Below are 21260 nucleotides of genomic sequence, written 5' to 3'. Positions count from 1 at the left end.
TTGGACGCGGCCGAAAAATCTATCAGGACCTGTGGTCCCTTCGTTCCGATGGGACCACGTGTCCATTTGTTTTGCCTGAAATTTTTCGAAGCGCGCTGGGTGTCCGGCTGCGTGAGAATGACTGCGGTACCCGAAGACAGGAGCCTTACCCATGTCCACCAACTCCTCCGACGATCGTCCGGAGCGCGAGCCGCGTCGCCGGGATGGTGGCGGTGACCGGGGCGGTTACCGAGGCGGCAATGATCGTCGCGACGACAGCCGTGGTGGAAGCGGTCGTCGTGACGACCGCCGCGACGACCGGGGTACCGGCCGTCGGGACGACAACCGAGGTGGCTACGGAGCCCGCGACGACCGTCGTGACGATGGCCGTGGCAGTCGATTCCCGCGCGATGACCGTGGTCCGCGTCGTGACGATCGTGCCCCGCGTCGTGACGATGACCGTGGTGGGTTCCGTCGTGACGATCGTGCCCCGCGTCGGGATGACGATCGTGGTGGGTTCCGTCGTGATGACCGTGGTCCGCGTCGCGACGATGACCGTGGTGGGTTCCGTCGCGATGACCGTGCCCCGCGTCGCGATGACCGTGGCCCCCGCCGTGATGACGACCGTGGTGGGTTCCGTCGTGATGACCGTGCCCCGCGTCGCGATGACCGTGCCCCGCGTCGGGATGACGATCGTGGTGGGTTCCGTCGTGACGATCGTGGTCCGCGTCGTGACGATGACCGTGGTGGGTTCCGTCGCGATGACCGTGGTCCGCGTCGGGATGACGACCGTGGTGGGTTCCGTCGTGACGATCGTGGTCCGCGTCGGGATGACGACCGTGGTGGGTTCCGTCGTGATGACCGTGCCCCGCGTCGCGATGACCGTGGCCCCCGCCGTGATGACGACCGTGGTGGGTTCCGTCGTGACGATCGTGGTCCGCGCCGTGACGACGACCGTGGTGGGTTCCGTCGCGACGACCGTGCCCCGCGTCGCGATGACCGTGGCCCCCGCCGTGATGACGACCGTGGTGGGTTCCGTCGCGATGACCGGGATCGCGACCGCGGTGGCTACCGTGGCCGTGACGACCGCGGGGGATACGGCCGCCGTGACGACCGGGACCGGGACCGGGACCGGGAGCCGATCAAGCGGCTGCCGATTCCGGAGGACGTCACCGGGGACGAGATCGACAAGGACGTGGCGCAGGAGCTCCAGAGCCTGCCGAAGACGCTCGCCGAGGATGTTGCCAAGAACCTGGTGATGGTGGCTCGGCTGATCGACGAGGACCCGGAGCAGGCTTACGGGTATTCGCGTGTGGCGCTGCGGCTCGCCTCTCGTGTCGCTGCCGTTCGTGAGGCGGCGGGATTCGCCGCTTACGCCATGCAGAAGTACTCGGAGGCACTCGCGGAGTTCCGTGCTGCTCGGCGTATGACCGGCAGCGTCGAGCTGTGGCCTGTGATGGCCGACTGCGAGCGCGGCCTGGGCCGGCCCGAGAAGGCTCTGGCGATGGCCGGTGAGGCCGAGGTGCAGAAGCTGGACAAGGCCGGGCAGGTCGAGATGCGGCTCGTCGCCGCAGGGGCGCGGCGCGACATGGAGCAGCTCGAAGCAGCCATCGTCACGCTTCAGAGCCCTGAGCTGGCTTCGAACGCGGTCCACCCGTGGAGCGCGCGGCTGCGTTACGCGTACGCGGACGCGCTCCTGGCCGCCGGGCGTGAGGACGAGGCCCGTGAGTGGTTCGCCAAGGCTGTCGAGGCCGACAAGGACGGGGCCACGGACGCCTCGGACCGGCTGGCCGCGCTGGACGGGGTGGAGTTCGTCGACGCGCTCATCGAGGAGGAGGACGAGGACGGCGGGGACGAGGGCGTGCAGTCCGACTCCGTAGCGGTTGAGGCCGACGCCGACGCCGAGGGCGAGTCAGCGGCTGAGGCTGAGGCCGAAGTCTCCGAAGGCACCGACGAGGACTGATCCCGTCCTCGACACAGCGAAGGTCCGGTCCCCATGGCGTCCATGGGGACCGGACCTTTGTCCGTGGTCGCACCGCTCAGTCCAGGCTGAGGCTCCTCAGCACCAGACCCGTCGCGGGCTTCGGCCCGAACGACGTCGACTTGCGCGGCATCGTGACACCCTGGCGCGCGAGGTCCCGCACCACGTCCTCCCGCACGGGATGCATCAGAACCGCTGTGCCGCCACGTCGTTCGGCCTGCTCGACCGCGGCCTCGGTGGCGTGGATGTACGTGACTTCCTCGGGTGAGTCCGGGATCCGCCAGACGTGTTCCAGCAGGGTGGAGTGCAGCACCGTCGCGTCGAGCGCCCGCCATGCCTCGGGGCGGCCCGTCGGCACCGTACGCGCCAGCAGGGCGGGGTCCGGGCGGTCCAGGAGGTGGAAGCCGCCGGCGCCGGCCAGCACGAAGGCATTGCCCTCCGCCGCCGCGTCCGCCAGCGCCTCAAGGGCATTGTCGAGGGGGCCGTCGATGTCCCGTACCCGCATGTGGCCCTCGACGGCGGCGAGGGCGTCCGCGACCGGGAGGCGGTTCAGCAGCCGGTGGATCGCACGGACCCGCAGCGGGTAGCGGGCCGTGTCGATCAGCAGGACCAGGCCGTAGTTCCAGGCACCCGGCACGCGCTGCTCGTCACGCAGCAGCAGATACGTCGCCCAGCGGTGGTGGCCGTCGGCGATGAGAGCCTGGTGGCGGGTCAGGTCCTGGGAGATCCTGGCGAGGTCGTCGGGGGCGGTGACCGACCACAGTCGGTGGCTGAAGCCGTCCTCCGTGGTGGTCGCCAGCAAGGGGCGGTCAAGAGCGATCCGGTCGATGACGGCGCCCGCTCCCGAGTCCGATCCGTCGCCACGGTAGGTCAAAAGGAGCGGTTCCAGATTGGCTGCGGTCGTCCGCATCAGGGCGGCGCGGTCCGCCACCACGTGCGGCATCACGTCCTCGTGCGGGAGCACGATGCCCTTGTCCGGCTCGGACAGGGCCAGGGCGCCGATGAGCCCACGCTGGAGGATCTCGCCCTTGCGCTGCTCGTAGACGTACAGGGCTGGTTCCGGGTCCGGCGCGAGCACCCCCTCGGCCAGCCAGCGTTCCAGTGTGTCCGCGGCCTGCTTGTGGCGTTCCGCAGGAGTCTCGGCCTGCGGGAGGATCAGCCGGACGATGTTGTGCGGATCTGCGGACTCCAGGTGGAGCAGCCCGTCGGGGCGCACGACCACGTCGTACGGAGGCGAGGTCACGGCAGCAATGCTGCCCACCCGCTCGGGGACGTAGCGAAGTCCGCGGAACGGGTTCAGGCACAGACCGTTGTCGCCTGGGACACCTCTCGTGTTCATCCATGCATCGTATGTGTCCGCGGTGATGCGCGATGATCGGGGGACAGCGCCACGACGAGCGAGGAGCGCAGCAGAATGGGCGAGCCGGGCAGGACCAGGCCGAGCGGCAGCGTGCGGGCGTTGAGCATCGCGTATGACACCGCACTGCTTGATCTCGACGGGGTGGTGTACGCGGGCGGGGAAGCGATTCCGTACGCGGTCGATGCCCTCGGGGCTGCACGTGCGGGCGGTATGCACCTGGCGTACGTCACGAACAACGCGCTGCGCACACCTGACGCGGTGGCGCGGCACCTCACTGAGCTCGGAGTGCCTGCCGAGCCCGCCGATGTGATCACCTCGGCGCAGGCCGTGGCGCGCCTCATCGCCGATCAGGTGCCTGCGGGCGCACGGGTCCTGGTCGTGGGTGGCGAGGGGCTGCGGGTCGCGCTGCGCGAGCGCGGGCTTGTGCCGGTGGAGTCGGCGGACGACGATCCGGCCGCCGTGGTCCAGGGGTACGGCGGCCCGGAGCTGGCCTGGGGGCGTTTCGCGGAGGCGTCCTACGCCATCGCGCGGGGTGTGCCGTGGTTCGCGTCCAACACCGATCTGACCATCCCGAGCGCCCGGGGGATCGCACCGGGGAACGGGGCGGCGGTGGAGGTGGTGCGGATCGCCACCGGAGCCGAGCCGCAGGTGGCGGGGAAGCCGCTGCCGCCGATGCACCGGGAGACCGTTCTGCGGACGGGGGCCGCACGCCCACTGGTGGTGGGGGACCGGCTGGACACCGATATCGAGGGGGCGTTCAACGGGGGCGTGGACTCGCTGCTCGTGCTGACCGGGGTGACGGACCCGGAACAGCTGCTGGCGGCCCGTCCGGAGCACCGGCCCACCTATGTGGACGCGGATCTGCGGGGGTTGCTGACCGGGCAGCCCGAGGTGACCGAGAGCGATGACGGAGACGGGTCCGGGGACGGGTTCGCCTGCCGGGGCTGGGCGGCGTCGGTGCGTGGGGGCGCGCTGGTGCTGGAGGGCGAGGGCGAAGCGCTCGACGGGCTGCGGGCGTTGTGCGCGGCGGCGTGGTCGGAGGCCGGGGAATCGGGGAGTGGACTGGACGCGGGGAAGGCGCTGTCACGGCTGGACTGGTGAGCCCGGGCTGATGATTCTCGTCGGTGACCCGTGGGGGCGGTGGCCGACGGGCTCCCCCCGGATCGGGCGGTTTGGGAGGGTAGGCTAACCTAACTCGCGTGTTGGTCGACAGTCCTCCCCAAGAGAGCGCGGACCCGGGGTCCGCCGAGCCCGCGCCGGAACCGCGCAGACGTCATGCGCTGCGCGCCGTCGGGCTGCTGGTCGCCGTCGGTGTCCTGCTGCTGGTCTGTGTCGCGAGTATCGCCATCGGTGCCAAGCCGATTCCGGTGGGCGACGTGTGGCACGGTCTCTTCGAGAACACGGGCACGGGGAACGACGTGATCGTGCATGACGTCCGGGTGCCGAGGACCGTGCTCGGCCTGCTGGTCGGCGCCGCGCTCGGTCTCGCGGGCGCGGTGATGCAGGCGCTCACGCGCAATCCGCTCGCGGAGCCGGGACTGCTCGGCGTCAACGCGGGCGCGGCTGCTGCCGTCGTGTCCGCCATCAGCTTCCTCGGCGTCAGGTCCGTCGACGCCTATGTCTGGTTCGCGTTCATCGGTGCGGGCGTCGTCTCCGTCGTCGTGTACGTACTCGGCGGCAGCCGCGGTGCCACGCCGGTGCGGCTCGCGCTCGCCGGTACGGCCGCCACCGCCGCGCTGTACGGCTATGTCAATGCCGTACAGCTGCTGGACTCGGTGGCTCTGGACCGGCTGCGCTTCTGGACCGTCGGCTCGCTGGCCTCGGGCGACCCCGAAACCATCGGCAAGATCGCTCCGTTCGTCGGCGCGGGCATCCTGGTCGCCCTGCTGATCGCCCGGCCGCTGAACGCGCTGGAGATGGGTGACGACACCGCCAGGGCCCTGGGCGCGCGGCTGACCCGGACGCGTGTGCTCGCGATGCTCGCGGTGACGCTGCTGTGCGGCGCGGCGACCGCGGCCTGCGGGCCGATCGTCTTCATCGGCCTGATGATCCCGCATCTCGTCCGGGCCATCACCGGTCCGGACATGCGCTGGATCATGCCGTACGCCGCGGTGCTCTCGCCCGTGCTGCTGCTGGGCTCCGATGTGGTCGGCCGGCTCGTGGCCCGGCCGTCCGAGCTCCAGGTCGGCGTGGTCACCGCCTTCATCGGAGGGCCCGTCTTCATCTATCTGGTACGGCGCAAGAGGATGGCTCAGCTGTGAAGGCAGTGAAGGCGATACGCACCCCCGGTGGGTTCTCGGTCCGCGTCGACCCCCGGGCGTCCCTGGTGGGTCTGCTCCTGCTGGCCGTCGCGCTCATGGTCGCCGTCGTGCTCGTCGGCAGCGGCGACTTCCCGATGACGCCGGAGGAGGTGGTGGCGACCCTGCTCGGCGACGGCACGCCGGCGCAGGAGTTCATCGTCCAGGAGCTACGGCTGCCTCGGGTGCTGGTGGCGCTGCTGGTCGGCGCGGCACTCGCGGTGGGCGGGGCGGTCTTCCAGTCCATCGCCCGCAACCCGCTGGGCAGTCCGGACGTCCTCGGCTTCGGCCAGGGTGCCACGGTCGGCGCGCTCATCGTGATCGTCATGTTCCACGGCGGGGCGGTGGCGACCGCGGGCGGTGCGATCGTGGGGGCTCTGGTGACGGGGCTCGCGGTCTATCTGCTCGCGTGGAAGCGCGGAGTGCACGGCTACCGGCTGGTCCTGGTCGGCATCGGGGTGGCCGCGATGCTCACCGGTGCCATCCACTACCTCGTCACCAAGGCGAACCTGGTCGACGCCACGCGCGCCGTGGTCTGGATGACCGGCTCGCTCGACGGGCGTGACTGGAGCCAGTTCTGGCCACTGCTCGCGGTGTGCGCGGTGCTCATCCCGCTGTGCATGGCCTACGGAAGGCCGCTGCGGATGCTGGAGATGGGCGATGACGCGGCGTACGCACTCGGCGTGAGCGTCGAGCGGACCCGGGGCGTGCTCATGGGCGCCGCCGTGCTGCTCACGGCCGTGGGCACCGCGGCGGCCGGGCCGGTCGTCTTCGTCGCCCTCAGTGCCCCGCAGCTCGCCCGCAAGCTGACGCGTTCCCCGGGACCGAACATCGGCGCGAGCGCCATGATGGGTTCGGCTTTGCTGCTGAGCGCCGACTGGGTCGCCACCTCGGCGTTCGGGGACCGGGAGCTTCCGGTCGGGGTCGTCACCGGTGTGCTCGGTGGTGTCTATCTGCTCTGGCTGCTCGTCACCGAGCGCAAGGCGGGGCGTATATGACGGCCACCCGGACCGAAGGGGCCGAGAGCACCGAGAGCGTCCAGAGCGCCGAGAAGAACGAGAAGAACGAGAAGAACCCCAGGAGCAGGAGCACGTTCATGCAGCGCCTCACCGCCGAGTCGGTCACCCTCGCCTACGACCAGCGGGTGATCGCCGAGGATCTCTCGGTCGAGATACCCGACCACTCGTTCACGGTGATCGTCGGACCGAACGCCTGCGGCAAGTCCACCCTGCTGCGGGCGCTCTCGCGGATGCTCAAGCCCAGCCAGGGCCGGGTGCTGCTGGACGGCCAGACCATTCACTCGATGCCCGCGAAGCGAGTCGCCAGGACCCTCGGCCTGCTGCCGCAGTCCTCCATCGCGCCCGACGGCATCACGGTCGGCGACCTGGTCGCCCGTGGCCGGTACCCGCACCAGGGCCTGCTGCGCCAGTGGTCCCGCGAGGACGAGCGGATCGTCCAGGAGTCGATGGCCGCGACCGGGGTCGCCGAACTGGTCGACCGTTACGTGGACGAGCTCTCCGGCGGCCAGCGGCAGCGGGTCTGGATCGCCATGGCACTCGCCCAGCAGACTCCGCTGCTGCTGCTGGACGAACCCACCACGTTCCTCGACATCCAGCACCAGCTGGAGATCCTCGATCTGTGCGCCGAGCTGCACGAGACCCAGGGCCGTACGCTCGTCGCGGTGCTGCACGACCTCAACCAGGCCGCCCGCTACGCGACCCACCTGATCGCCATGCGCGAGGGGAGGATCGCCGCGGAGGGCGCCCCCGGCGATGTCGTCACCACGGAGCTTGTCGAGCAGGTGTTCGGGGTGCGTTCGCAGGTCATCGAGGACCCGGAGACGGGCACGCCGCTGGTGGTGCCACTGGCCCGGCGCCGAGCCGCTACAGCAGTGCCCGCAGGCGCAGCAGATCGCGGAAACCCGCCTCGAGTCTGACCCGGCCCGAGGCCCAGGCCTTCGCGAAGTTCAGCTTCCCGTCGACCATCGCCACCAGGTCGTCACCGGTCATCGCGAGCCGCACGTCCGCCTTCTTCGCGGGCGGACCGTCCAGGGTGTCCAGGACCTCGATACGGCCCGCTCTGAGTCTGCCGGTGAACGTGATGCCCAGGTCCGTGATGTGGCAGCTCAGGGAGCGGTCGAGGGCGGCGGCGCCGCGCAGCTCCCCGTCCACCGCCGCCAGGTTGTCCGAAAGTCTGTCGAGTGCGCTGCGGCACTCCTCCGTGGTCGCCATCGTGATCGACGGTACCCCAGGGCTTCGAGGTAGCGTCTGGGCATGAGCGACTCGATGGAAGCCCCCGGCGAGGTGGTATCGGCGGCGGAGGGCGAACCTGCCGCACCTGCTGCGCGCGGTGTACCGGCAGTGGAGCCGTACGACCCCGCAGCACCCGCGCCCCTGGGCGTCGAGCGGATCCCCACCGGCAACGCGGAGGTCGACACGCACCTGGGACGGCTCGCCGATGCCGACCTGCTCCCTGCGGACGGACACCTCGAGGTGTACGAGGATGTACACCGAGGTCTGCGCGACACGCTCACCGCGCTCGACGCGCAACCCCCGGGACCGCGTCCCGGCGCATCGCACAACCCGCACAACCCGCATCACCAGCACAATCACAGGAGCTGAACCGAACGTGGCAGGACTGGCACGCCGCCGTCTCGACGCCGAGCTGGTACGCCGGAAGCTCGCACGCTCGCGCGAGCACGCGAGCCAGCTGATCGCGGCAGGACGGGTGACCGTCGGCGGTAACACCGCCACGAAGCCGGCAACCCAGGTCGAGACCAGCGCCGCCATCGTCGTCGCCCAGGACGACGCCGACCCCGAATACGTCTCGCGCGGCGGCCACAAGCTCGCCGGCGCGTTCGAGGCGTTCGTCCCGCAAGGGCTGAAGGTCGGGGGCCGGCGCGCGCTGGACGCGGGCGCCTCCACCGGAGGCTTCACGGATGTGCTGCTGCGCGCCGGCGCGGCGCACGTGGTCGCCGTGGACGTCGGCTACGGCCAGCTCGCCTGGTCTCTCCGGACCGATGAACGCGTGACCGTCAAGGACCGTACGAACGTACGTGAGTTGACCCTGGAGACGATCGACGGGGTGCCGGTGGACCTGGTCGTGGGTGACCTGTCCTTCATCCCGCTCGGCCTTGTGCTTCCCGCACTCGTGCGGTGCACGGCGCCCGACGCCGATCTCGTCCTCATGGTCAAGCCGCAGTTCGAAGTCGGCAAGGAGCGGCTCGGCAGCGGTGGAGTGGTGCGCAGCCCCGAGCTGCGCGCCGACGCGGTGCGCACCGTGGCGCGGCAGGCCGGAGGGCTCGGTCTGGGCGTGCTCGGTGTGACCGCGAGTCCGCTGCCCGGCCCCTCCGGGAACGTCGAGTACTTTCTGTGGCTCAGGGCCGGGGCACCGGACCTCGACCCGGGGGATGTCGATCGTGCAGTGGCGGAGGGGCCGCGTTGACCGATACGAGTACGAACACGACGAGTGCGGGCACGGGTGCGAGCGGAGACCCGCACGACACCCGCACCGTTTTCCTGCTGGCCCACACCGGGCGGCCCGCGGCCATCCGCAGCGCCGAACTCGTCGTGCAGGGCCTGCTGCGGGCCGGGCTCGGCGTGCGGGTGCTCGCCTTCGAGGCGAGGGACCTCCCGCTGCCGGACGCCGTGGAGACCGTCCCCGAGGCCACGCCCGAGGTCCTCGACGGCTGTGAGCTGCTGATCGTGCTGGGAGGTGACGGGACGCTGCTGCGCGGCGCCGAGTTCGCCCGTGCCTCCGGGGTGCCGATGCTCGGGGTCAACCTGGGACGGGTCGGCTTCCTCGCCGAGGCCGAGCGGGACGACCTCGACAAGGTCGTCGACCGCGTCGTGAGCCGCGCGTACGAGGTCGAGGAGCGGATGACCCTCGACGTCGTCGTACGCAGCAACGGCGACGTGGTGCACCGGGACTGGGCGCTCAACGAGGCCGCCGTCCAGAAGGTGTCGGCGGAACGCATGCTGGAGGTCGTGCTGGAGATCGACGGCCGGCCGGTCACCGCGTTCGGCTGCGACGGCATCGTCTGCGCCACCCCGACCGGCTCGACCGCGTACGCCTTCTCGGCGGGCGGGCCTGTGGTGTGGCCCGAGGTCGAGGCGTTGCTGATGGTGCCGATCAGCGCACACGCCCTGTTCGCGAAACCGCTGGTCACCTCACCCACCTCGATCCTGGCCGTGGAGGTCCAGCCGAACACCCCGCATGGTGTGCTCTGGTGCGACGGCCGCAGGGCCGTGCAGCTGCCGCACGCCGCGCGGGTGGAGGTGCGCAGGGGCGAGGTGCCGGTGCGGCTGGCGCGGCTGCACCACGCGTCGTTCACCGACCGGCTGGTGGCGAAGTTCGCGCTGCCGGTTTCGGGGTGGCGGGGCGTGGCGCGTTGAAGCCGGTGCTCGCCCGGTGTTCGAGAACCACTCCGTAGGGTGATGGGCAGGTGGGAGCGACGGCCCGCGAGCTGCGGCTCCGCCGCTGTAAGGCGGGGGCCGTCGCACAGCCGGGGTCGGACCTCGTAAGGTCGTCACCGTGTTGGAGGAGATGCGGATACGGTCGCTCGGGGTCATCGACGACGCTGTTGTCGAGCTGTCGCCCGGATTCACGGCGGTGACCGGAGAGACCGGTGCGGGCAAGACCATGGTCGTCACCAGCCTCGGGTTGCTGCTCGGTGGGCGCGCCGACCCCGCCCTGGTGCGGATCGGCGCCAAGTCGGCGGTCGTGGAGGGGCGGGTCGCCCTGCCCATGGGCGCGCCCGCTGCCGTAAGGGCCGAGGAGGCCGGAGCCGAGCTCGACGAGGGCGCGCTGCTCATCAGCAGGACGATCTCCGCCGAGGGCCGCTCGCGGGCCCATCTCGGCGGACGCTCGGTGCCGGTCGGCATGCTCACGGAACTGGCCGACGAACTCGTCGCCGTACACGGGCAGACCGATCAGCAGGGGCTGCTCAAGGCCGCACGGCAGCGCCAGGCACTGGACCGGTATGCCGGTGACGCCGTGTCCGGACCGCACGCCAGGTACCTCACCGCCTACCGGCGCCTCAAGGCCGTGTCAGCCGAGATGGACGAGCTCACCACGCGTGCCCGTGAGCGGGCCCAGGAAGCGGACCTGCTGCGCTTCGGGCTGAACGAGATCGCGGGCGTCGAACCGCGCCAGGGCGAGGACGTGGAGCTGGCCGCCGAGGCCGAACGGCTGGGCCACGCCGAGGCACTCGCCTCCGCCGCCTCGGTGGGGCACGCGGCGCTCGCCGGCCACCCCGAGGACCCCGAGGCCGTCGACGCCACCACGCTGGTCGCGGGGGCCGGACGGGCCCTGGACGCCGTACGGTCCCATGACGCGGCGCTGGCCGCACTCGCCGACCGCATGGGCGAGATCTCGATCCTGCTCGCCGATGTGGCGGGCGAGCTCGCCGGCTACGCCGACAACCTGGACGCCGATCCGCTGCGACTGGCCGCGGTCGAGGAGCGGCGGGCCGCGCTGGCCGGACTGACCCGCAAGTACGGCGCGGACATCGACGCCGTGCTGGCCTGGGCGGAGGAGAGCACACAGCGGCTCACCGACCTGGACGGCGACGACGACCGGATCGGGGAGCTCACGGCCGAGCGCGACGCGCTGCGCGCCGAACTGTCCGGTCTCGCCCAGGCACTGACCGACGCGCGTGCGGAGGCGGCGGCGCGGTTCGCCGACGCGGTCACCGCGGAGCTGACGCACCTGGCGATGCCGCACGCGCGGGTGACGATCGACATCCGCCAGTCCGACGACCCGGACGGAATCGAGGTCGGCGGCCGGCTCGTCGCCTGCACGTCGTCGGGCACGGACGAGGTCGAGCTGCTGCTCGCCCCGCACCCCGGCGCCCAGCCGCGGCCGATCGCCAAAGGCGCGTCGGGCGGTGAGCTGTCCCGGGTGATGCTGGCGGTCGAGGTCGTCTTCGCGGGCACCGACCCCGTGCCGACGTATCTCTTCGACGAGGTCGATGCGGGCGTCGGCGGCAAGGCGGCGGTCGAGATCGGTCGGCGGCTGGCGAAGCTCGCCAGGACCGCGCAGGTCGTCGTGGTCACCCATCTGCCGCAGGTGGCGGCCTTCGCCGACCGCCAGCTCCTGGTCGAGAAGACCAGCGACGGCACGGTGACCCGGTCCGGCGTCACGGTGCTGGAGGGCGAGGACCGGGTACGGGAACTGTCGCGGATGCTGGCGGGCCAGGAGGACTCGGAGACGGCCCGGGCGCACGCGGAGGAGCTGCTGGCGACGGCGCGCGCGGAGGTGTGAGGTGCGGGCCTCGAGTGGCCCCCTGGGTCCCCGGGCCGAGAGGGAGCGGTCGGGCCAGGGCCCGGTCGGGGCTCCCTGCCGGATGCCGACGCGGCTCTCCCGGGCGAGTAGCCTGCGGCGCTGACGGGGAACGGGGCCGTCCGCCACGGGACGGCGTGAGCGTTCCGGGTCCTGCCCCGGCTACGGCGGAGCGGCCCGTGCTCCGGGAACGGATGAGCCGTCCCGACTTCTCCTGCCCGGCTGTTGGTGTTTTCACGGGCATCGCACCGGCGGCCTGAGTGCCGAGCCTAGGCTGGCGATCATGGCAACGCTGAACAGAGTCACCGCCCTCGCCGTCGCCGTGGGCGGCACCCGCCTTGTGTACCGCGCGCTCCGGGCGCGCACCCGCGGGGCGGCGCGCTGGGAGCGCACCAACTACGCCGGGCGCACGGTCGATCTGTGCGCCGGACCCGCCGTGACCGTGGGCGTTGCCGCCGGCGCGCTGGTGGCGGGCACGCCGGCGGCTGCCGCCGCCGCACTGGTGGCGGGGGTGTGCGGGGCGTACGACGACGTCGCGGGCGACGAACGGCGGGGCTTCAGGGCCCATCTGACGGCTCTGGGGCAGGGCGAGGTCACCAGTGGCGCCGTGAAGCTCTTCGGGGTCGGGGCGGCCGGTCTGTTCGCCGGGGCGCTGATGAAGGACCGGCCCGTCGACAAGGTGCTCGCGGGTGTGGTGATCGCGGGCACGGCGCACCTGGTGAACCTCGTCGACGTACGACCCGGGCGCGCCGCGCTCACCGTGCTGGGTCTCGGCGCGCCGGGGCTGCTGCGGGGGCCGCTCGCGGCCGCTCCGATGGGCGCGGTGTCGGCCGTGGCGGGCGACGATCTGGGTGAGAGCACGATGCTGGGCGACGCCGGGGCGCATGCGCTCGGCGCGGCCGTCGGCGCCGCGATCGCCGCCGGCAACGGCCGGGCCGGGCTGGCCCTCCACGCGGCTGGGCTGGTCGCTGCCGCGGCGTACGGCGACCGGATCACCGAACTCGCACGCTCACCCATGTGAGTGAACCAGGTGAGGGAGTTGCCACGTGGGACAGGGGAAAGCCGTCCCGGCGGTGCCGGAACGTGCGTACGGACTGGCATCCTTGGCGCGTGACACAGCTCCGTACGGTCCAGGTGCTGGGCGGCGGCAGCGCGGGCAGTAGCGCTCATGTCAGATCACTGGCCGCCGGGCTGGTGGCTCGGGGAGTGCGGGTGACCGTCTGCGCCCCCGCATCCCTGGAACACGACTACGACTTCCTCGGCACGGGCGCGCACTTCGTGCCGATGCCGCCGCGCAGCGACCCGGCCACGGTCGGCGCCCTCAGGGCCGTATGCGCAGGGGCGGACGTGGTGCACGCGCACGGGCTGAACGCCGCCGTACGCGCCGGGCTCGCCATCGGCCGGCAACGCCGGGTGCCGCTCGTCGTCACCTGGCACACCCGCTCGCTCGCCGACGGGGCCAAGGGCCAGATGGTGCGGCTGATGGAGCGCAAAGCGGCGCGGTCGGCCGCGGTGGTGCTCGGCACGTCATCGGAGCTGGTCGACCGGGCGCGCGAGCGGGGTGCGCGCGACGCACGGCTCTCCCCGGTCACGGCGCCGGGACCGATCGGACATGCGGCCGCGTACGAGAGGGCCGAGCACAAGGCCCGGGCGGAGCTGGGCGCAGTGGGCCGGCCGTTGCTCATGGCGGTGGGCAGACTCGAGCCCGACCGCGGGTACGCGACCCTCCTCGAAGCGGCCCGGGACTGGCGCGGGCTCGACCCCGTGCCGCTGGTCGCGATCGCCGGCGAGGGCCGGGAACGTGCCGCTCTGCAACGCCGGATCGAGGCGGAAGGGCTCCCGGTCCGGCTCATCGGCCGCCGCGAGGACATCACCGACCTGCTCGCGGCGGCCGACATCGCGGTGCTGCCCAGCCGCTGGGAGTCGCGCTCCCTCCTGGCCCAGGAGGCACTCCGCCTCGGGGTACCGCTGGTGGCCACCCGCGTCGGCGGAGTGCCCGAACTGGTCGGCGACGCGGCGGCACTGGTGCCCTACGGCGACCCCGCCGCACTGTCCACGACCGTCACCGGACTGCTCGCCGACCCGTCCGCCCGCCACCGGCTCTCGGCGGCGGGCCGTGCACAGGCGGCCACCTGGCCGACGGAGGACGAGACGATCGCCCAGATCCTCAGCGTCTACGACGAGTTCGCTCCGCCACGTGGTGCCGCGCCGCCCTGACGCCCACCGCGCGGAGGGCGGGTCACGGCAGGTGGCGGCGTGCCCGCAGGGCCAGGGACAGGGCCAGCACCGTCTGGGGGTCGTCCAGGTCCGTGCCCAGCAACTCCTCGATCCGGGCCAGCCGGTTGTACAGCGTCTGACGGTTGAGGTGCAGCTCGCGTGCCGTCTCCGCCTTGCGGCCCGCGTGTGCCAGATACGTCTCCAGGGTCGGCAGCAGCGGTGGGCGCGAGGCGCGGTCGTGCTGCGTCAGCGGGCCGATCGCCCGGTCCACGAACGCCGCCAGGTCCGGGTGGTCCCGCAGGCGCCACAGCAGCAGGTCGATGTCGAGGCGGCGCGCGTCGTACCAGGGCCGGTCGGAGAGGCCCAGTGCCGCGGTCGCCGTCTCGGCCGCGTGGCGCAGCCCCGCCGAGGCGGCGCCCCAGCCGCCGGCGGCGCCCACGACGACCACGGGGGGATGGGCTCCGGTCCGCTCGGCCCGCTCCAGGCCGGCCCGTCTCAGACCGGCGCGCAGCGCCGCGGCCACCCGGTCCGCGACCGCCATGCGCTCCGACTCCGTGCGCAGACCGATGAGCAGCGGTACGCGGCCTTCCAAGGGCCGCACCCCGAGCAGCACCGGAACGCCGACGGAGGACAGTTCGTCCAGCACCGCGCGGGCCAGGAGCGACCAGTTGCCGGACGGGGACAGTTCGGGGGTCAGCCGCATGACCACCGGCAGCAGCGGCCCGTCAGCGGACTTGAAGCCCAGCACCCGGGCCTGCTCCGGCGCGTCGTCCGCCGAGATCCGGCCTTCGGCGAGATCGGTGAGGAAGTCGCCCCGGCCGCGCGCCGCCAGCTCCTCCTCCTGCCGTGCCTGCATCAGGACCACCGCGAGCACCCCTGCCGCCCGTTCGAGCGCCATCCGGTGCACCGGCAGCAGCGGAGTGGCGACGGCCGGTACGACGAGCCGGGCGCGTACCGCCCCGGTGCCGTGGCCACCGCCCGGCACATCCACCAGCACCGCCCCGGCAGGCGGTCCGGACTCCCGCGCGGCCCGCTGGCCGCGCAGCCCCTCCCACACCTGGAGCGGGTCGGCCGCGGCCGGCCCTGAGCCGCTCTCCGCGGCGTACAGCAGCTGTCCGTCCGCGGTCTCCAGGAACACCGGGTTGGCCGTGAAGTCCGCGAGGATCCTGAGTACTTGGGGGATCCCGCCCCCGCCGAGCAGGGCCTCCGTGCACCGCCGGTGCACCTCGTCGGCCCGCTGGAGCAGCGCGTAGTGCAGATTGACGATCTCGGTGTGGACCTCCTCCGTCACCGAGACGAACGCGACTTCGCGGTGCAGCTGGATCAGCGGCAGCCCGGCGGAGGACGCCGCGTCGACGACCGCGGTGGGCAGCCGGGTGAAGCGCGAACCGAGCTCGACCACGAGCGCGGCGACCCCGCGGTCGGCGAGCCGTCGTACGAAGGCGCGCTGTTCGGCGGGGCGGGTGCCCAGGCCGAGGCCCGTCGTCAGCAGCAGCTCCCCGCCCTTGAGCAGCGACGCGATGTTCGGCACCTCACCGGCGTGCACCCAGCGGACGGTGCGGTTCAGCCGGTCGGCTCCGGCCACGACTTCCGGGAGTCCGCTGCGGAGCGCGGGCAGCTCAAGCGCCCGCTGCACGGTGATACCGCCCTGTGTTTCCATTGCGGGGACGCTACCTGGGCGAAAGTTTGCAGGACAACTGCCGTGCCGGGCCGGGGATCAGCCCGGTTTGATGTTGTGGTTCAGCCGGAACACGTTGTCGGGGTCGTACTGCTGCTTGACCGCGGCGAGCCGCCGGTAGTTCGCGGCGCCGAGTCCGGCCACCACCCGCTCCGGCCCTTCCAGGCCGATGAAGTTGAGGTACGTCATGCCGAGCGACCAGGGCTCGACATCGGACCGGACGTCGCGCACCCACTGCCTGCCGCGTTCGTCGTCGGCCGCGTCGCTCCAGATCCCGAACGGGTGCACGGCCCACTGGGCGGACCGCCACGGAACCGGGTAGTCGGAATCGTCGCGCGCGAGCGCCCCGCCCATCGGGAACAGGATGTGCTGGGAGTTCGACGGCACGATCATCGACGAGGCACTGGAACAGAAGGCGTCGACAGCCGCGGCCGGCAGGGCGTCGAGGTACTCCGCCGACCAGTAGTTACGCAGGCCCGGTGGATCGTCGATCATGCACTGGAGTTCGGCGTAGGGGAGCTCCATGATGACCTCGGCCTCATGGCCGAGGCCCAGCAGCGGACCGGCGGCCCTGCGCAGTTCGGGCTCGGTGCCCGCGTAGGTGAGCAGTACCAGGGCCACGGCCTGGTCGACCAGGTGCTCGGGCATGAAGTCCTCGGGCGGGCCGGTGAGGTAGATGAAGCCGCCGCCCAGCTCGTCGGGGCCGCTCGCCAGGACGTCGCGGTAGACCGGGAGCACCTCGGCCCCGCGCGCGGCGGGGAAGAACAGCATCGCCACGGACATGGCGGGCAGCGGGTGCAGCCTCAGCGTGAGCGAGGTGGCCACACCGAAGTTGCCGCCGCCGCCGTGCAGCGCCCAGAACAGCTCCGGGTGCGACTCCGCGTCGACGTGGATCTCGGTCCCTTCGGCGGTCACCAGGTCCGCGGCGAGCAGGTTGTCGCAGGCCAGTCCGAACTTCCGCTCGAGCCAGCCGGATCCGCCGCCGAGGGTGAATCCGCCTACGCCGGTGGTGGACGCCCTGCCTCCGGTGGTGGCCAGGCCGAACGGCCCGGTGGCCCGGTCCAGATGACTCATGGTCGCTCCGCCGCCGACCCGGGCGGTGCGGGCGTCGGGGTCCACCGTGACGGCATGCATCCGGCGTAGATCGATCACCAGGCCACCGTCGGTGGTCGCGAGGCCGGCGACGCTGTGGCCGCCGCCGCGGACCGCGATCTCCAGGTCCTGGTCCCGGCCGAAGCGGATCGCCGCCGCCACATCGGCGGCGGTCTCGCACTGGACGATCACCGCGGGACGCCGGTCGACCATCGCGTTGAAGAGCGTGCGGGCCTCGTCATAGGCCGGATCACCAGGAGGGATCACCTCGCCGGACACGGTCGTGCGCAGCCCGGCCAGGGCCGCATCCGCAACGGGCTGGGGCGCTGCCATGATGTCCCCTTCCGGGGCGCGGACAGGACCCTTTCATCGTAGGTACGAGCGGTCCTGCCGCGCACATCAAGCCCAGCCGTCAGCCTCCGTAGGCTCCGGAGGCCGTGAGCCGCAGCGCCGTGTCGATCAGCGGGACATGGCTGAAGGCCTGGGGGAAGTTGCCCACCTGGCGCTGGAGCCGCGGGTCCCACTCCTCGGCGAGCAACCCGAGGTCGTTGCGCAGGGACAGCAGCTTCTCGAAGAGCCGCCGCGCCTCGTCCACGCGGCCGATCATCGCCAGATCGTCGGCCAGCCAGAACGAGCAGGCGAGGAAGGCGCCCTCGTCGCCCTCGAGCCCGTCGACCCCGGCCTCGTCGCCCGCGGTGGGGTAGCGCAGCACGAAACCGTCCGGTGTGGACAGCTCCCGCTGAATCGCCTCGATCGTGCCGATGACGCGCTTGTCGTCCGGCGGCAGAAAGCCCATCTGCGGGATCAGCAGCAGCGAGGCGTCGAGCTCCTTCGAGCCGTACGACTGCGTGAAGGTGTTCCGCTCCTTGTCGTAGCCCTTCTCGCAGACATCGCGGTGGATCTCGTCGCGCAGCTCACGCCAGCGCTCCAGGGGCCCGTCCACGTCGCCCGACTCGATCAGCTTGATCGTGCGGTCGACGGCAACCCACGCCATCACCTTGGAGTGCACGAAGTGGCGGCGGGGCCCGCGGACCTCCCAGATGCCCTCGTCGGGCTGGTCCCAGTGGTCCTCGAGGTACCGGATCAGCCTCAGCTGGAGCACGGAGGCGTAGTCGTTGCGGGACAGACCGGTCATATGGGCCAGATGCAGGGCCTCGGTGACCTCGCCGTAGACATCCAGCTGGAGCTGGTTCGCGGCGCCGTTGCCGACCCGGACCGGGACGGAGCCCTCGTAGCCGGGCAGCCAGTCCAGCTCGGCCTCGCCGAGCTCGCGTTCGCCGGCGATGCCGTACATGATCTGGAGATTCTCCGGGTCGCCGGCGACCGCCCGCAGCAGCCACTCACGCCAGGCCCGGGCCTCTTCCCGGTAGCCGGTGCGCAGCAGTGAGGACAGGGTGATCGCCGCGTCACGCAGCCAGGTGTAGCGGTAGTCCCAGTTCCGTACCCCGCCGATCTCCTCCGGCAGGGAGGTGGTGGGCGCGGCGACGATCCCGCCGGTCGGGGCGTAGGTCAGGGCCTTCAGGGTGATCAGGGAGCGGACCACCGATTCCCGGTACGGGCCGTGGTACGTGCAGTGATCGACCCACTCGCGCCAGAACTCCTCGGTGGCGTCCAGCGACCCCTCGGGGTCGGGCAGCGCGGGGGGCTCGCGGTGCGAGGGCTGCCAGCTGATGGTGAAGGCGATCCGGTCACCGGGGGAGACGGTGAAGTCGGAGTACGTCGTCAGGTCCTTGCCGTACGTCTCCGCGGGCGTGTCCAGCCACACCGAGTCGGGTCCCGCGACCGCCACCGTGCGGTTGTCGACCTTGTGCACCCATGGCACGACCCGGCCGTAGCTGAACCGCATCCGCAGGGCCGAGCGCATCGGAACCCGGCCGCTCACGCCCTCGACGATCCGGATCAGCTGGGGCGCGCCGTCACGCGGCGGCATGAAATCCGTCACACGGACCGTGCCGCGCGGCGTGTCCCACTCCGATTCCAGGATCAGCGAGTCGCCCCGGTATCTGCGCCGGTCGGCCGTGGGGGGCTCGGTGTGGCCCGGATACGCGGGGCCGAGACGCCAGAAGCCGTGTTCCTCGGTGCCGAGGAGCCCGGCGAAGATGGCATGCGAGTCGAAGCGGGGCAGGCACAGCCAGTCGACCGTGCCGTCCCGGCAGACCAGGGCAGCGGTCTGCATGTCCCCGATGAGTGCGTAGTCCTCGATGCGCCCGGCCAATGGATCTCCAGTCGAACGGCCACGTCCGCCCTGCGTGGCTCTGTGCTCTTGCTGCGGTCTTGCTGCGGTCAAGGGTGTCAATCGGTCAATCGGTCATTGACGAGCTCTTGTTCCGGGAGAAGGGGCGGGGGTGGTGCCAATCGCCGGCTTGCTCGGGAGCGACATTCCGAACCAAGTGTCCGAGCAGAATACGACGCACCCCCGTGATCCGCGCGATGCTCCCGGCAATCCGGTGGCACCGAACGGGTGAGCGGTGGGTGAATCCGGAGAGGCCCGTGAGAGCCATCATGCCCCGTGTGGCCGGAAGCAGTCTCCCCCTGGCGCTGATACCCTGGTAGCCCGTGGACCGGTGGGCTCCTCACACGATTGGCGGCCCCCGAACCGCAGCGACGGCGCCTCCCTGGAATCTCCGGATCTCACAGCGGGATCGCCGGTACGCACGACAACTCGCGACCACGGGAGCCCCCTCTTGGCCATGCCGGCTCGATCCTCGAACACGACGACCAAGCACATCTTCGTCACCGGGGGTGTCGCCTCCTCCCTCGGCAAGGGCTTGACGGCCTCCAGTCTGGGCGCGCTGCTCAAGGCCCGTGGTCTTCGGGTCACGATGCAGAAGCTCGACCCGTACCTGAACGTCGACCCGGGCACGATGAACCCGTTCCAGCACGGCGAGGTGTTCGTCACAAACGACGGCGCCGAGACCGACCTGGACATCGGCCACTACGAGCGGTTCCTCGACGTCGACCTCGACGGCTCGGCGAACGTCACCACCGGGCAGGTGTACTCGCAGGTCATCGCCAAGGAGCGGCGTGGCGAGTACCTGGGCGACACGGTCCAGGTCATCCCGCACATCACCAACGAGATCAAGCACCGCATCCGCCGGATGGCCACGGACGATGTGGACGTCGTGATCACCGAGGTCGGCGGCACGGTCGGCGACATCGAGTCGCTGCCGTTCCTGGAGACGGTCCGCCAGGTCCGTCACGAGGTCGGCCGGGACAACGTCTTCGTCGTGCACATCTCGCTGCTGCCGTACATCGGTCCCTCGGGCGAGCTGAAGACCAAGCCGACCCAGCACTCGGTCGCCGCGCTGCGGAACATCGGTATCCAGCCGGACGCGATCGTGCTGCGCGCCGACCGGGACGTGCCGACCGCGATCAAGCGCAAGATCTCGCTGATGTGCGACGTCGACGAGGCCGCCGTGGTCGCGGCGATCGACGCCAAGTCGATCTACGACATCCCCAAGGTGCTGCACACCGAGGGTTTGGACGCCTATGTCGTGCGCAAGCTGGACCTGCCGTTCCGCGATGTCGACTGGACGACCTGGGACGACCTGCTGGACCGTGTCCACAATCCGGACCACGAGATCAGTGTGGCCCTGGTCGGCAAGTACATCGACCTGCCCGACGCCTATCTGTCCGTGACCGAGGCACTGCGGGCCGGCGGTTTCGCCAACCGCGCGCGGGTCAAGATCAAGTGGGTCACCTCGGACGACTGCAAGACGCAGGCGGGCGCGGCCAAGCAGCTCGGTGACGTGGACGCGATCTGCATCCCCGGTGGCTTCGGCGACCGCGGGGTCAGCGGAAAGGTCGGCGCCATCCAGTACGCCCGCGAGAACAGGATCCCGCTGCTCGGCCTCTGCCTGGGCCTCCAGTGCATCGTGATCGAGGCCGCGCGGAACCTGGCCGGTATCCCCGAGGCCAACTCCACCGAGTTCGACGCGACCACCGTTCACCCCGTCATCTCCACGATGGAGGAGCAGCTCGCCTACGTGGAGGGCGCCGGCGACCTCGGCGGCACCATGCGTCTCGGGCTCTATCCGGCGAAGCTCGCCGAGGGTTCGATCGTGCGTGAGGTCTACGACGACCAGCCGTACGTGGAGGAGCGCCACCGCCACCGCTACGAGGTGAACAACGCCTACCGTGCGGAGCTGGAGAAGAAGACCGGCATCGTCTTCTCGGGAACCTCCCCGGACAACAAGCTCGTCGAGTACGTCGAGTACCCGCGCGACGTGCACCCCTACCTGGTCGCGACCCAGGCTCACCCGGAGCTCACGTCCCGCCCGACCCGTCCTCACCCGCTGTTCGCCGGACTGGTGAAGGCTGCCGTGCGGCGCCGGGAAGAGGCGGCCGAGGGCGCTGCGGGCAAGTAGGGCCACG

At 71.5% G+C, this 21260-nt stretch carries 18 protein-coding genes; 13 read left to right on the top strand and 5 right to left on the bottom strand.

The window, feature by feature from the left end; genetic code table 11:
• The first annotated feature begins 239 nt into the window (after positions 1-239).
• Both ACFV6V_RS22280 and ACFV6V_RS22275 read left to right on the top strand, forming a co-directional pair.
• On the top strand, positions 240-1238 hold the full coding sequence (locus ACFV6V_RS22280) for a hypothetical protein (RefSeq protein ID WP_385567657.1): 999 nt from the start codon (positions 240-242) through the stop codon (positions 1236-1238).
• The gene (locus tag ACFV6V_RS22275; RefSeq protein ID WP_385567654.1) at positions 1175-1942 is read left to right on the top strand and encodes a tetratricopeptide repeat protein; all 768 of its coding nucleotides are present in this window, start codon (positions 1175-1177) and stop codon (positions 1940-1942) included. Before ACFV6V_RS22280 ends, ACFV6V_RS22275 begins: the two co-directional genes overlap by 64 nt.
• 76 nt (positions 1943-2018) lie before the next feature.
• Here ACFV6V_RS22275 and ACFV6V_RS22270 read toward each other — a convergent pair whose 3' ends face one another.
• Positions 2019-3299 carry a DUF1015 family protein gene (locus ACFV6V_RS22270; RefSeq protein WP_385567652.1) on the bottom strand — a complete coding sequence of 427 codons (1281 nt, stop codon included), beginning with the start codon at positions 3297-3299 and terminating at the stop codon, positions 2019-2021.
• A 75-nt stretch (positions 3300-3374) separates the two neighbouring features.
• Here ACFV6V_RS22270 and ACFV6V_RS22265 point away from each other — a divergent pair, with 75 nt between their 5' ends.
• The 4 genes from ACFV6V_RS22265 (at position 3375) to ACFV6V_RS22250 (ending at position 7553) form a co-directional block, all read left to right on the top strand.
• Entirely contained in the window at positions 3375-4421 is a 1047-nt protein-coding gene (locus tag ACFV6V_RS22265) for an HAD-IIA family hydrolase (RefSeq protein ID WP_385567649.1), read from the top strand.
• A gap of 98 nt (positions 4422-4519) precedes the next feature.
• Positions 4520-5581, top strand: a complete 1062-nt coding sequence (locus ACFV6V_RS22260) for a FecCD family ABC transporter permease (protein WP_385567646.1) — start codon at positions 4520-4522, stop codon at positions 5579-5581.
• Positions 5578-6615, top strand: a complete 1038-nt coding sequence (locus tag ACFV6V_RS22255; RefSeq protein ID WP_385567644.1) for a FecCD family ABC transporter permease — start codon at positions 5578-5580, stop codon at positions 6613-6615. The genes ACFV6V_RS22260 and ACFV6V_RS22255 overlap by 4 nt, the downstream gene beginning before the upstream one ends.
• 98 nt (positions 6616-6713) lie before the next feature.
• The gene (locus ACFV6V_RS22250) at positions 6714-7553 is read left to right on the top strand and encodes an ABC transporter ATP-binding protein (protein WP_385567669.1); all 840 of its coding nucleotides are present in this window, start codon (positions 6714-6716) and stop codon (positions 7551-7553) included.
• Here the strand turns inward: ACFV6V_RS22250 and ACFV6V_RS22245 are convergent.
• Positions 7501-7848, bottom strand: coding sequence for an SCP2 sterol-binding domain-containing protein (locus ACFV6V_RS22245; protein ID WP_385567641.1), 348 nt, complete (start codon positions 7846-7848; stop codon positions 7501-7503). The two genes, ACFV6V_RS22250 and ACFV6V_RS22245, sit on opposite strands and share 53 nt — an antisense overlap.
• A gap of 42 nt (positions 7849-7890) precedes the next feature.
• On the opposite strand from ACFV6V_RS22245, the gene ACFV6V_RS22240 reads away from it, so the two are divergent.
• The 6 genes from ACFV6V_RS22240 to ACFV6V_RS22215 all read left to right on the top strand — a co-directional run bounded on the left by ACFV6V_RS22240 (position 7891) and on the right by ACFV6V_RS22215 (position 14116).
• The gene (locus ACFV6V_RS22240; RefSeq protein WP_385567638.1) at positions 7891-8238 is read left to right on the top strand and encodes a hypothetical protein; all 348 of its coding nucleotides are present in this window, start codon (positions 7891-7893) and stop codon (positions 8236-8238) included.
• Positions 8239-8245: 7 nt separating this feature from the next.
• On the top strand, positions 8246-9061 hold the full coding sequence (locus ACFV6V_RS22235; RefSeq protein WP_385567636.1) for a TlyA family RNA methyltransferase: 816 nt from the start codon (positions 8246-8248) through the stop codon (positions 9059-9061).
• A complete protein-coding gene (locus ACFV6V_RS22230; protein WP_385567633.1) occupies positions 9058-10011 on the top strand; it encodes an NAD kinase in 954 nt (317 codons plus the stop codon). Before ACFV6V_RS22235 ends, ACFV6V_RS22230 begins: the two co-directional genes overlap by 4 nt.
• Positions 10012-10162: 151 nt before the next feature.
• A complete protein-coding gene (gene recN / locus ACFV6V_RS22225) occupies positions 10163-11881 on the top strand; it encodes a DNA repair protein RecN (protein ID WP_385567666.1) in 1719 nt (572 codons plus the stop codon).
• Positions 11882-12182: 301 nt separating this feature from the next.
• Positions 12183-12920: a hypothetical protein gene (locus tag ACFV6V_RS22220; RefSeq protein WP_385567630.1), complete on the top strand. Its 738-nt coding sequence runs from the start codon at positions 12183-12185 to the stop codon at positions 12918-12920.
• Between the two features lie 89 nt (positions 12921-13009).
• Positions 13010-14116 (top strand): glycosyltransferase family 4 protein, encoded by a 1107-nt coding sequence (locus ACFV6V_RS22215; RefSeq protein WP_385567628.1) that lies wholly within the window; start codon positions 13010-13012, stop codon positions 14114-14116.
• Positions 14117-14138: 22 nt separating this feature from the next.
• Here ACFV6V_RS22215 and ACFV6V_RS22210 read toward each other — a convergent pair whose 3' ends face one another.
• The 3 genes from ACFV6V_RS22210 to ACFV6V_RS22200 all read right to left on the bottom strand — a co-directional run bounded on the left by ACFV6V_RS22210 (position 14139) and on the right by ACFV6V_RS22200 (position 19101).
• Positions 14139-15776, bottom strand: coding sequence for a PucR family transcriptional regulator (locus tag ACFV6V_RS22210; RefSeq protein ID WP_385567625.1), 1638 nt, complete (start codon positions 15774-15776; stop codon positions 14139-14141).
• A 57-nt stretch (positions 15777-15833) separates the two neighbouring features.
• Complete coding sequence (locus tag ACFV6V_RS22205) at positions 15834-17219, bottom strand: FAD-binding oxidoreductase (RefSeq protein WP_385567622.1); 1386 nt, start codon at positions 17217-17219, stop codon at positions 15834-15836.
• A gap of 79 nt (positions 17220-17298) precedes the next feature.
• Positions 17299-19101, bottom strand: a complete 1803-nt coding sequence (locus ACFV6V_RS22200; protein WP_385567620.1) for a glycoside hydrolase family 15 protein — start codon at positions 19099-19101, stop codon at positions 17299-17301.
• A 475-nt stretch (positions 19102-19576) separates the two neighbouring features.
• Between ACFV6V_RS22200 and ACFV6V_RS22195 the strand changes: the two genes are divergently transcribed.
• Entirely contained in the window at positions 19577-21253 is a 1677-nt protein-coding gene (locus tag ACFV6V_RS22195; RefSeq protein WP_385567617.1) for a CTP synthase, read from the top strand.
• Positions 21254-21260: the final 7 nt, after the last annotated feature.

This window comes from Streptomyces sp. NPDC059828 (assembly GCF_042731955.1).
In the GTDB taxonomy this organism is placed as follows: domain Bacteria; phylum Actinomycetota; class Actinomycetes; order Streptomycetales; family Streptomycetaceae; genus Streptomyces.
The sequence above is the reverse complement of the archived record's forward strand: the minus strand, read 5'-3'. Positions and strand labels throughout refer to the sequence as shown.

What these genes read in the sequence shown, in the direction of transcription:
- ACFV6V_RS22245 (WP_385567641.1), bottom strand. Translation starts at nt 7,848, where the DNA reads ATGGCGACCACGGAGGAGTGCCGCAGCGCACTCGACAGACTTTCGGAC.
- ACFV6V_RS22195 (WP_385567617.1), top strand. Translation starts at nt 19,577, where the DNA reads ATGCCGGCTCGATCCTCGAACACGACGACCAAGCACATCTTCGTCACC.
- ACFV6V_RS22280 (WP_385567657.1), top strand. Translation starts at nt 240, where the DNA reads ATGATCGTCGCGACGACAGCCGTGGTGGAAGCGGTCGTCGTGACGACC.
- ACFV6V_RS22210 (WP_385567625.1), bottom strand. Translation starts at nt 15,776, where the DNA reads ATGGAAACACAGGGCGGTATCACCGTGCAGCGGGCGCTTGAGCTGCCC.
- ACFV6V_RS22265 (WP_385567649.1), top strand. Translation starts at nt 3,375, where the DNA reads ATGGGCGAGCCGGGCAGGACCAGGCCGAGCGGCAGCGTGCGGGCGTTG.
- ACFV6V_RS22270 (WP_385567652.1), bottom strand. Translation starts at nt 3,299, where the DNA reads ATGAACACGAGAGGTGTCCCAGGCGACAACGGTCTGTGCCTGAACCCG.
- ACFV6V_RS22205 (WP_385567622.1), bottom strand. Translation starts at nt 17,219, where the DNA reads ATGGCAGCGCCCCAGCCCGTTGCGGATGCGGCCCTGGCCGGGCTGCGC.
- ACFV6V_RS22220 (WP_385567630.1), top strand. Translation starts at nt 12,183, where the DNA reads ATGGCAACGCTGAACAGAGTCACCGCCCTCGCCGTCGCCGTGGGCGGC.
- recN (WP_385567666.1), top strand. Translation starts at nt 10,163, where the DNA reads ATGCGGATACGGTCGCTCGGGGTCATCGACGACGCTGTTGTCGAGCTG.
- ACFV6V_RS22250 (WP_385567669.1), top strand. Translation starts at nt 6,714, where the DNA reads ATGCAGCGCCTCACCGCCGAGTCGGTCACCCTCGCCTACGACCAGCGG.
- ACFV6V_RS22240 (WP_385567638.1), top strand. Translation starts at nt 7,891, where the DNA reads ATGAGCGACTCGATGGAAGCCCCCGGCGAGGTGGTATCGGCGGCGGAG.